Source organism: Kitasatospora sp. NPDC043949 (assembly GCF_056435365.1).
Window position 1 is genome coordinate 30372 of record NZ_JBWKEQ010000063.1, and the last position, 11402, is coordinate 41773.

The following is an 11402-nucleotide window of genomic DNA, read 5'->3' on the forward strand; positions in this document are numbered from 1 at the left end:
GGTGGTTGCTTCTGCTGCTCTCTTGCTGGGTCCGGATGGGCACTGTCCTCTCCGCCCCCCCCCCCCCCCCCCCCCCCCCCCCCCCCCCCCCCCCCACGGCGCCTTCGTGCTCAGAGCAAGGCGTGGGCCTCGCCGCCGATCACGCCGGTCATGGCGGTGACCGGTGAGGCATTGGTGCAGGCTCCGGTGAGGGACTGCACCGTCTGCGAGAGGGAGACCGAGTCGCCCACGTCCCTGCCGGCGGTGACCTGGGTCCCGTCGGAGTCGTCGGTGATCTGGGTGCCCATCGGTTTGGTGGAGTCGATGGCGACTGTGTCGTGCACGTCCACCGTGCTGGTCGTCCCGTCGCTCCAGGTGACTTTGTTGGTGCGGGTCAGGGGGAACGTGCCGCTGCAACCCAGGACGCTGGTGCCGGTTCCGACGGTGAAGGACACGGGGTGGGCGGTTCCGGCGGACCCGTCGGGCGAGGCGCAGTTCTGGAAGGTGCCCGCGCCGGTGACCGTCTGGGTGGTGGGGGTAGGGGTGATGCCCGGCGAGAAATGGAGGGTGTAAGTCGCCTTGCAGGTCTCGTCCTCCGCTCCGATCAGCACCCGGTGCGCAGGCGTATGCGACTGGGCCCGGGCCTGCCAGGCAGCGCCGACCCCGACCGTCAGCAGGAGGGTGACGGACCCGATCCTGAGCAGGCGTGAGCGCTGGCCGCCGACGGGGGGCTCGGCTTTCGGGCCCTCCGGGGCCGGCCGCTTCTCGAAAACCATGGCTCTTCCTTCCGAGGCTCGGCAGGCCCGCTGGCCCACCGCTCTCAGAGAGTATCCATTCCATTACTTTCTGTTTTGATTCGGCGCTCGGGCGGGTCGACCCAAGTCCTGTGGGTGGTCGTCGCGGTGGCTGTCACCCGGGGGAGGTCGGCCATCGGGGTGATGTCTGCGGGCCCGCTTGCCGAACCTGTCCCCGGGAAGCCCAGGGCGACCTAGGGTGCGGCGTGGCAGAACCTTGATACGTGTGCGGAGTCGAGCTGAACATGGGCAGGCTTGTGGAGGATCCCGTTACCACGACCGCCACCGGCGGGAACGGGCGGGCGGACGCGGAGCCGGCGCCACGGTGGGCGGACCGGTGGCGCGTGCGTGCCCTGGTACGGACACCGCAGGGGGACCAGTACGCCTTCGAGGTCACGTTCGTCCGCAGCGGCGAACCGCAGGTGCCCGGACCCGCCCGCACCACGCTTTCGTGCGGCACGACCGACATCACCGGCCGTGCCTTCGCCCGCAGTTCGTGGCTGGACGGCCCTGCCCTGCGGGCCTGCCGGACGGCGCTCGCTCACGACACCTCGGTGGACTGGCGGGTGCGGGCCGCGTTCGACGACGCACTGGCGACGGGTGTGCCGACCCTGCCGGACCGGCTGTTCAGCCATCCGGTCACCACGGCACCGGACGGGAAGCTCGACTTCGGCCCCGTCGGCGCGTTCGAATCCCCGGCGGAGGGATCCTGGCGTCTCCGACTCGCGGACGAAGCACAAGGGCTCGACGTGCTTCTGGAGTTCCTCCCCTGTTTCGACGGGCAGAGGTGGCGCGGTTCGGGCGTGGTCGCGACGTTCACCGGGCGCGACGGTAGCCCGACCACCGCCACCGGCACCGCCTGGTACGAGGAGCCCAGTGATGAATCCCTCGGGCCAGGGGCGGCTGCTGACACGGCGGGGAACGAGCTGTCCCTCTACCTGGACAACGGCTGGCACCTGGACCTGGACAGCTGCTCGGTCGCGGACGGGCCGGGGCCCCATCAGCGGTTCCTGCGCGCGACCGCGCCGGACGGGCGGCTCGGTGTACACACCTGCACGGTCAGCACGGAGGAGACCTGGACATCGTTGGCGACCCTCAACGTCTACCCCGTCCGGTGGCGGTTGAGGGTTCCGGATCTGGCGCTGGACCTGACGGTGCAGGCGCGTGTACCCGAGCAGGAGTCGCGGTCGCTGCTCACGGGCGTGGGCTGGCGCGGTCATGCGACAGTGCACGGCTCACTGGGTCACCGGCCGGTCGGCGGGGACGCCTTCGCGGTGACCGAGCCGGACGGCGGCCTGGTCAACCTGGAGCGTCACATGAGCAGCATCGGCCGGGTGGTCCGGGAGGAGATCCGGGCCCTGTACCCCGATGCCTGCGACCGCGCGTCCGTGCACTCCATGGCGGGCCTGCGCGGCGGCGAATCCCTGGACGACAGCTGTCGACGGGATCTGGCGGCGGCCCTCTCGGCGCCGGTGCGTCACCTCTCCGACGTCGGAGGGAAGACCTGGCGGCCGTACAGCGCCGCCGCCGTCCTGGAGATGTTCGGCACCGGCGCCGACCGCTACCGGCCGTTGCTCGCCGCCATCGAGCTGTTGCACATCGGCTCCCTGATCATCGATGACGTCCAGGACAGCTCGCCACTGCGACGGGGGCGGCCCGCAGCCCACACGGTGTACGGCCAGGCTCTCGCGATCAACGCCGGTACCGCCGCCTACTTCGCCTTCGACCGGGTGCTGCGCGACACTGTTGCGGACGACCCCGAGCTGCGTCTGCGGATCTACGAGGTCTATCTGCTGGGGCTTCGAGCCGGCCACGCCGGGCAGGCGCTGGACATCGCCGGGCATACCGCGGCGATGGACCACGCGGTCGACTCCGGTGACCCGACCCTCCTGCTCGAACGCCTGCGCACCACTCATCGCCTCAAGTCCGGCATCCCCGCCCGAGGCACGTGCGAGATCGCGGCCATGCTGGCCGGAGCCGACCGGGACCAGATCCGCGCCACCGGCGACTACTTCGAAGCGATGGGGCTCGCCTACCAGATCAGCGACGACGTGGCCGACCTGTACGGCGTCACCACGGCAGCCGACCGGGCCCACGGCCGCGCAGCCAAACGAGCCTGCGACGACCTCCATCAGGGGAAGGTCACCATGCCGCTTGCCCACGCCGTGGGCCTGATGCCGCCGAGCGCCCTGCGCGCGCTGTGGGCGGGAGTCCGTGGCGGCGCCACAGACTCCCGGTCGATCGAAGCGGCCAGCCGCGCCCTGCGGGACTGCGGGGCGGTAGCGGCCTGCGAGAACGAAGCCGAACAGCTGGTCGAACTGGCCTGGAACGCGAACGCACGGCACTGGCCGCACACCCAGCACAAGGTCATGCTACGCGCGGTCGGCTGGTATGCCGCCCGACGCGAGCCCGACCGCGCGGTGCCGTTCCAGGGGCGAGTGATCTGAGTGATGAGTCCGCTTCGCTGTCCTGTGTCCAGTCCGACGCCGGACACAGCCCTCCGGCCCGTACCCGGCCGCCACGGGCGCGCGGGTTCATGGCGGGGCATCCCGGGGAACTCCGGCTTCCCGTTCCTCGGGCAGTCCCTCGCCTTCAGAAGCGACCCGGTCGGCTGGGGGATGAAGCGTTACCGGCGCTATGGGCCGGTGTCCCGTGCCACCATCGTCGGCAACCGGGCCGTCTTCCTGGCCGGTCCCGAAGCCGTGGCGCCGGTACTGGCCAACCACGACCGGGTGTTCGCCAGCGGCCCTGGCTGGAACCCGGTGGTCGGCTCGCTGCTCCCGGACGCACTGTCCTCGATGGACGCGGCTGAACACCTGTACTGGCGGCGGATCATTCAGAGCGCCTTCAGCCGCGACAGCGTGCGCGGCCACGTGGAGAACTCGGCCGCATTCACCAGAGCTCAGACCGACACCTGGCAGACCGGCGACGGGTTCCGACTGCAGTCCGCCCTGGAACGGCTCATGGTGGGCCTCTCGCTCCAGGAGTTCACCAGCACGTGCGAGATCGGGAGGCTGGAAGAACTCAACGAAGGGTTCAAGGCCATCAGCAAGGCCGCTGTGTCACCCCTGCGCATCCCTCTGCCGGGGAGTCTGTGGGCCCGTGCCGCCAAACAGCGGGCGACACTGGAGACGTACTTCGGGGAGATGATCACGGCCAAGCAGGGCACCAGCGGCGATCTGCTCGCCCGCCTCGCCACGCTGCCCGAAGCCGCCCACGGCGGCCGGAGCCTCGCCAACTTCCTCGTCGCTTTCTTGATCGCCTCCTACGGCACGACGGCCAACACGCTTGCCTCCGCCTGCTACTTCCTGGCCAGGCACCCCGAGTGGCAGGACCGGGTCCGCGCCGAGTGCCTGTCGGTCGGGACCCCGGAACTCGGCCTCGCGCCGACGGACCGGCTCAAGGACCTCGACCGGGTGCTCAAGGAGACACTCCGTCTGCTGCCACCGGTCTTCATCATCCCGCGGGCAGCGACGCGGGACACCGAGATCCTCGGGCACCGCATTCCAGCCGGCACGTTCGTGGCGGCGCAGATCATGCTCACCCAGCGGCTGCCCGAGATCTGGCCGGACCCCGACCGTTTCGCCCCTGACCGTTTCGATCCGGCAGGCCGCACCACCGGTCGGCAACGCGACCTTCTGATGCCTTACGGCAACGGCGTGCACAAGTGCATCGGCCTTCACCTCGCCGAGGGGCAGATGAGGACCATCATGTATCACCTGTTGACGACGTTCCGTTGGAGCATCCGGGAAGACCGCGAACGGGCCTTCGACTTCTCCGTCCTGCACTGCTTCGCGGACGGGCTCCCGGTACGACTGGATCGGCTTCCCGGATAGCAGGCGGGTCATCAGGTGTTGGTGACCGCGCCGTTGGGAGCTGCGGCGGGCGGCTGCTGCGGGAAGGGCAGGGCTGCGAGTACGGGCGCGTTGGTACTGGGCTGTGCCTCTCGGGGCACCGGCGCGGTCACAGCGGTGAAGTCGGCGGCCGAACCGTCCGGGGCGGGGCCAAGACCCAGCCGCAGCTGCACGAGCTGGGCGATGTCCGCGATCGTCGCGTTGCCACGCAGAAGTTCCATGGGCGGGATGTCCACGCCGTAGCGCTGCTGGAGCGAGATCAGTAGCTCGGCCGCCATCAGCGAGTCCAGGCCGTACGCGTCGAGCCGACGATGGGGGTCGAACTGTTCGGGATCCATCTGAAGTACTGCGCCCAGTAGCTCGGTCAGGTTCTTGGTCAGGAAGACCAGCGGCTGCTCGCCGGCCAGTCCGCGGATGAGCTCCGTACGGCTGACGCCGTCCTGATCGTCGCAGGCGGGGGCCAGCCCCGTCATTCGCGGGCTGGTCGCCAGCTTCAGGATCGCGCCGGCCTTGGCCCAGTTGTAGCGGCCCACGCCCGCGACGACGGCGCGGGCGTCGAGAAGTCGTTCTGCGGCGGTGAACGCCTCGGTCGGGCGGACCTGTTCGATGCCGAGACTGCTGAGGGCCTCGGTCAGGTTGTTGCGGGTGACGTAGCCGGTCTCGCTGATGGCTCCCCAGGCGATCGCGAGCCCGCTGCGTCCTTCCTGTCGTCGTCGGCGGACCAGGGCTTCGAGGTAGAGGTTGGCCGCGGCGTACGTGCTCTGCCTGAGGTTGCCGACCATGGCGCTGCCGGAGGAGTAGAGCAGGAACAGGTCGCAGTCGCGGTCCCGGGTCAGTGCGTCCAGGACGGCGGCCCCGCCGATCTTGGGCTTCAGTACGGCGGCGATGCGCTGCTCGTCGAGGTCCACGAGCGCGTCGTCGTCCAGGTGCATCGCGCAGTGGACCACGCCGCGCAGCGGGTGACCGTCGGCATCGATTGCGGCCACCACGGCCCGCATGGTCTCCGGGTCAGTCGTGTCGGCGGCGAAGGCGGTTGCGGTGACCCCGCGATCGGCAAGGGCGGACAGGATGGCGCCGGCCTCCGGGCTGTCCGTACCCCGGCGTCCGACCAGGGCCAGGTGCCGGGCGCCGAGGCCGGCCAGCCAGCCGACGGTGGCTGCACCGAAGCCGCCCAGCCCACCGGACACCAGGTAGGTGGCCTGGGGGTCGAGCGTGGGCGTGCGCGTGATCCGCTCGACCGCCGGGGGTTCGTCCAGGGGGCTGAAGGTGACGACGACCTTGCCGATGTGCCGGGAGTGCTGGATGAGCCGGAAGGCGTCGGCGACCCGGGCGGCGGGGAATGCGGCATGTGGTAGCGGGTGGCACCGCCCCTCGCGCAGCAGCCGGCCGACCTCGGCGACGACCAGGTCGATCTCCCGGGGAACATCGAGGATCGCGTTGAGGTCCACCCCGAAGAAGGCGATGTTGTTGCCGAAGGGGCGCAGCAGCAGCGGTTTGTTCTCGTGGATGTCGCGTTTGCCCAGTTCGAGGAACCGGCCGCCCGGGCGCAGCAGTTCCAGGCTGCGGGTGATCGCCTCGCCCGCGAGTGAGTTGAGAACGATGTCCACGCCCCGGTGCGCGGTGATCTGGAGGACCTGGTCGGTGAAGTCGAGGCTGCGCGAGTCCAGCACGTGGTCGATGCCCAGCGCGTGGAGATAGGCGCGTTTGAGGTCGCTGCCGGCGGTGGCGATCACCGTGGCGCCGTGTGCCCTGGCGTACTGGACGGCCGCCAGCCCGACTCCGCCGGCGGCCCCGTGCACCAGGACCGTTTCGCCCGGTTGGATCCGGGCCAGGCGGAACAGGCTGTAGACGACGGTCGCGAGGGCCACGGGCGTGGTGGCGGCCTCGTCATAGCTGAGGCCCGCCGGGATGGGCCACAGGTGCGAAGCGCGGGCCACGGTGTGCGAGGACAGCGAGGCAGCCGCCATGCCGGCGACCCGGTCACCCGGCCGCAGGCCGGTCACTCCGGAGCCGCAGGCCGTCACGACGCCGGCGCATTCGAGGCCGAGACCGCTCTCGGACGGCGTTCCCTCGATGACCGCCGCCGGAAGCAGGCCGGTGACCTGCATCAGGTCGCGGTAGTTCAGCGTGGCGGCCCGCACCTCGATGACGACCTCGCCGGGCCCCGGTTGCGGGCGTCGGACCTCCTCCCAGGACAGGTTGTAGGAGAGGCCGGGGTTGCGCGACCTCAGCGCGAACGGGACCGCTTCCCGCGTCGGCCCGGCCACTGGTCGGTGCTGCTCGCGCGGGACGAACCGGCCGCCCGCGGTCAGCACGACCTCGTCCTCGGTGCCGGGACCGAGTAGTTCGCGGGCCAGCCGTCGCGCGTCGGAGACCGGGTCGGCGCCGGGCTCCAGGCAGATGCGGCGTCCGTCCAGGTCCGGGTGCTCGTTGGCCAGGCAGCGCGCCACGCCCCACGCGGCGGCGTGGACGGGATCCGTGATCCGCGCCAGGGCGGGCACGGCGCCGCTCGTGCGGGTCACCAGCCACAGCCGGGCACCGACCTCGCGCGGCAGACGTGCGCAGGCGGCCGTGACCACACGCAGCAACTCCGTGTGCCTGGTTGCCTGGACGACCTGGTCCGCAGGGTCGTTCTGCGACGAGGGTTCGTTGTGCGGCGAGCCGCCGAGGAGGAGTGCGATGTCGACGGAGTCGATCACTGGAGTGCTGAGGCCGGTCTCGGGCGGGGCGGTCGCGGCGGACAGGGCCCGGTCCCAGGCGGATGGTTCGGCTTCGGCCCGGATGACGCGCACGGTTGCTGCGTCCGCAGCGGTCAGCGTGTCGGCCAGGGCGTGGACCAAGGGGTCCTGGCCCACGGTCTCGGACGCGATGACGAACACCGCTCCCGCCGGCGCGGTGGGCAGTGCGGGCGGTGCCGCCGACTCGGGCGTAGGGGCACCGGCGAGCAGGACGCTCCGGTGGTCGCGGGTGGGCTTGCGGTCATGGCCGGTCTGCACGATGTCGCGGTAGCCGCACCGCTCCAGCAGGGCGGGCCACTGCTCGCGCGACAGCAGCGGGAAGTCGGGCCGCAGCTCGGTGTCGGTACCGGTGTGAAAGCTGTCCGGGGTACCGAGGGAAAGGGCGAGCATCTCCGGGTCGTGCGACTCGCCGATCAGCAGCTGGCCGCCCGGGGCGAGCAGGGTGGCCACCCTGTGCAGTGCCGCGGTCAGGTCTTTGGCCATGTACAGGGAGTCGACCGCCACCACCACGTCGAATCCCTGCTGCGGATAGCCCTGCCCGAGCGGGTCCGCATCCAGGTCCAGCACCCGGTAGTCGACGAAGTCGTAAGCAGCGAAGCGCTTCTGGGCACGCGGGAAGAGGAGCGGGGAGACATCGGTGAAGCAGTAGCGGGTCCGTTGCGCGGGCAGCAGCGGAAGCAGCGCCGCCGTGGTGCCCCCGGTACCGGCCCCGATCTCCAGGACCCGCAGCGGACGGTCGACCGGCCAGTCGCGCAGCATCTCGCGCAGCAGTGCCTGGGTGAGGCGATTGTGGAAACGGGAGACCGGGGCGGTGTCGTGGAGTTGCTCCAGGGCTTTGGCCACGGGCTCGGAGCCCAGCAGCTCCACGGGATCCGTGCGGCCGCGCAGCACTTGCTCGAGGTGGGCCCATCGGTGGGTTCCGAGCGCGGTCTCGGTGACGAACGCGGGTAGCTCGGTGGCGATCTGTCGGACCAGCTGATCGACGGGGAACTCAGCTGCCGTCAACCGCCACCGGCCGTCCGGTTCGCAAACCAGCACCCCGTGCCGGACGAACAGGGGGATCAGCAGGGAGACCAGGCGACGGAAGCGCGGTTGCATTCCGGCTGCCACGAGATCGTCCAGTTCGAAGGGCGCGGACGGCTCGGGCAGTACGGCGGCCAGCGTGGTGCCGATGCTGCGCGCGCTGCATTCCTTGAACAGTGGGACGAACCTCTCATGCCCAAACCGCCGCCAGTCGGATCGCAGCTCGGCGATCCGGTCGGCCGCCGCCTGTTGCACGGTCCGCGGGGGTGGCAGGGGGGACGGTTCGCAGGGAAGGTCGCTGTGCGGGGCGGCGCGCAGCACCGTGTGGTAGACGGCAATGCCTGCGCGCGCGGTGACTGCCAGACGGCGCAGCCGACAGCCGTCGAGTTCGGCGGTGACGACGCCGTCCTGGTCGGTGAGCGTGATGTCCCAGCAGACCTCCTCGGTGGTCCGGGTGCGTTCGCGTACCCGGACGACACCGGTTTCGGGCAGAGTGCCCCAGAGACGCACCGCCCCGATCGAGACCGGAAGACATGCGTGCCCGTCGGTCACCAGCCCCGCCAGCAGCGGGGCGCCTGCCTGCAGCGCGCCGTCCAGCAGAGCGGGATGTGCGGTGTAGGGATCGCCCGGTGTGCTGTGGTGGTAGGTGGCGAGGACTTCGCCTTCACCCACGCGCAGTTCGCGCAGTACCTGGAAGCCGGGACCGTAGGCCAATCCCGCCGCCGCGCACGCCGTGTAGTGTTCGTCGGCCGACGTCAACCGTGGGCAGCGTTCCCGTACCGTGTTGAGATCAAGGGATTCGGGGCGGTCCCGCAGCAAGGCGCGAACCCTCGCGCGGGCGTGCGGGCGCGCTGCGTCGGCCGCGCGGCCGGGGCCGTGGTTGGTGCTCGTGATGCTCACCGTCCCGTCGTCCGGGGAGAGGCTCAGCTGCACGCGGACACTGGACGGGTCTGCCCAGGGGATCACCAAAGCGTGGCTGAGATCGAGATGCTCGACCTCCACCGGACCGGCGCAGACCGCCCGCCCGGCCGCCAGCGCCATCTCCACGAAGCCGGTGGCCGGCATCACCACCGATCCGGCCACTCTGTGGTCGCCCAGCCAGGGCAGCAGTACCGGTTCGATGGGGCCCTGCCACACCGGCAGCGGGGCAGGCAGTCGCTCGCCCAGCAGCGGATGGCGCAGCACACCGTCGCCGCTGCTGCTGATCCAGGACTCCCGGGTGCCCTCCCAGTGGCGTTCGCGCTGCCAGGGGTACGCGGGAAGGCCGGTGACCTGGCCCGGGCGGGGGAAGTACCGACCCCAGTCGATGTCCGCTCCGGCGGCGAGCAGCGCTGCGTGGGTGGTGGCGAGCTGCGTGGCTCCGTCCCCGTCACGGCGCAGTGTTCCCAGCACCGTGACGGTGGTTCGGGGGCGCGTGGCGGCGATACGCCGCAGGTAGGTCTGCAACACCGGGTGGGGGCCGATCTCCAGCAGGATGTCGCCCCCGTCGTCGAGTGCCTGCTCCACTGCCGCGCTGAACCTGACCGGCCGACGCACGTTTTGCCACCAGTACGCCGCGTCCAGGTCAGTACCCCCGGCCCTGGCGCCGGTGACGGTGGAGTGCAGTGCGACGGCGGCGGGGGAGGGCGCCAGCGCGGCCAGCGCGGCGCCCAGGGGCTCGGCCAGACTGTCCATGGAGCTGCTGTGGAAGGCGTAGTCCAGGTCGAGTTCACGGAAGAACACCGCCTGCCCGGTCAGCTGCCTTCCGAGGTCGGCCAGCGCCTGCGGGTCGCCTGCGATGGTGACGTCCTGCGGACTGTTGACACCCGCGATCTCCAGCCTGCCGCCGAACGAGGAGAGTCGCTCGGCCGCGCGCTCCGCCGACAGCCCGACCGCCGCCATCCTGCCGCCGCCACGGGTGGCGCCCTGCAACCGGCTGCGTTCGGCGATCACCAGCGCGGCCTGGGCCAGGGTGAGCGCCCCGGCGCAGTGTGCCGCGGCTACCTCGCCGACGCTGTGCCCCAGCACCATCGCCGGCTCGATGCCTCGCTCGCGCAACACAGCCGCCAAGGCGACCTGGAGCGTGAAGAGCAGTGGTTGTGCGCGCTCGGTCAGGTCCAGGCACCACTGCTCGGGCGGCGCGGCCAATGCCTCGGCCGCCGACCAGCCCAGAAGGGGGGCCAGTGCTGCGTCCACCCGGTTCACCGTCTCGCGAAAGATCGAGTCGCCCGCCAGGAGGTCGGTACCCATCCCGGCCCACTGCGACCCGTTGCCGCAGAAGACGAACACCACCCGGCCACGCTCCACCGCCTTGGCACTCGCGCCGGCCGCAGGTGCTCCCGCCCCGCGCTCCCACCCGCCGACGGCTGCGGCGCCACCCGAGTGCGTCACACCATCAGCCTTTTGTTGAAGGGATGTTGATGCTTCGTCAGTAGTGGCAAGAGCGGTGAACCCGCGTTCCGCGTCCCCCGTGGAGTGGGCGAGCACCACCGCGCGGTGCTCGTGCTTGCCGCGGCGCCTGCACGAGGTGTAGGCGATGTCGTAGAACTCCCGTGGCGCGGCGCTGGCCAGCCGGGCCGTCATCCGGCGCACCGCCTCGGCCAGAGCCGGTTCCGTGCGCGCCGAGACCAGCACCGGCAGGCCCTCGGGCGGTGCCGTGGACGCGCCGGGCGGCAGGACGGGGGGAGCGGAGGCGAGCACGGTGTGCGCGTTCGCACCGCCGAACCCGAAGGAGTTCACCCCCACCACCAGACGCCCATCGGTGGGCAGCGCCCGGTTGCGGACCTCGATCCGCAGGCCTAGCCCCAATGCCGGTGACTTTGTGGTCGGTGTCTCGTTGGTTGTGGTGTGGCGAGGGTGGGGCAGGTCAAGGCGCCTGCGAGTGAGCGGATATCGGACCGGATCGCGATCGGGGTACTGACCCGGGCGTTCCCGCCGGGGCTGGTCGATGAGGTGATCGCCGAGACCGGGCGGGGTGAGAAACGCAGTCGTCTGCTGCCGGCGCGGGTGGTTGTGTACTTCGTGCTGGCGATGTG

The 11402-nt window shown here is 71.0% G+C and carries 5 protein-coding genes; 3 read left to right on the forward strand and 2 right to left on the reverse strand.

Going from position 1 to position 11402, the window contains the following annotated elements:
- Window positions 1-110: 110 nt before the first annotated feature.
- Complete coding sequence (locus AC07AL_RS33785; RefSeq protein WP_400809307.1) at window positions 111-755, reverse strand: hypothetical protein; 645 nt, start codon at window positions 753-755, stop codon at window positions 111-113.
- A gap of 362 nt (window positions 756-1117) precedes the next feature.
- On the opposite strand from AC07AL_RS33785, the gene AC07AL_RS33790 reads away from it, so the two are divergent.
- Both AC07AL_RS33790 and AC07AL_RS33795 read left to right on the forward strand, forming a co-directional pair.
- Entirely contained in the window at window positions 1118-3220 is a 2103-nt protein-coding gene (locus AC07AL_RS33790) for a polyprenyl synthetase family protein (RefSeq protein ID WP_478319263.1), read from the forward strand.
- 171 nt (window positions 3221-3391) lie between these two features.
- Window positions 3392-4609 carry a cytochrome P450 gene (locus AC07AL_RS33795; RefSeq protein ID WP_478319264.1) on the forward strand — a complete coding sequence of 406 codons (1218 nt, stop codon included), beginning with the start codon at window positions 3392-3394 and terminating at the stop codon, window positions 4607-4609.
- Between the two features lie 11 nt (window positions 4610-4620).
- On the opposite strand, the gene AC07AL_RS33800 is transcribed toward AC07AL_RS33795, so the two are convergent.
- The gene (locus tag AC07AL_RS33800; RefSeq protein WP_478319265.1) at window positions 4621-11175 is read right to left on the reverse strand and encodes an SDR family NAD(P)-dependent oxidoreductase; all 6555 of its coding nucleotides are present in this window, start codon (window positions 11173-11175) and stop codon (window positions 4621-4623) included.
- Between the two features lie 39 nt (window positions 11176-11214).
- Between AC07AL_RS33800 and AC07AL_RS33805 the strand changes: the two genes are divergently transcribed.
- Window positions 11215-11402 (forward strand): transposase domain-containing protein (locus AC07AL_RS33805; RefSeq protein WP_478319266.1); only part of this gene is annotated, 188 nt, incomplete at its 3' end.

What these genes read in the sequence shown, in the direction of transcription:
- AC07AL_RS33785 (WP_400809307.1), bottom strand. Translation starts at nt 755, where the DNA reads ATGGTTTTCGAGAAGCGGCCGGCCCCGGAGGGCCCGAAAGCCGAGCCC.
- AC07AL_RS33795 (WP_478319264.1), top strand. Translation starts at nt 3,392, where the DNA reads ATGAAGCGTTACCGGCGCTATGGGCCGGTGTCCCGTGCCACCATCGTC.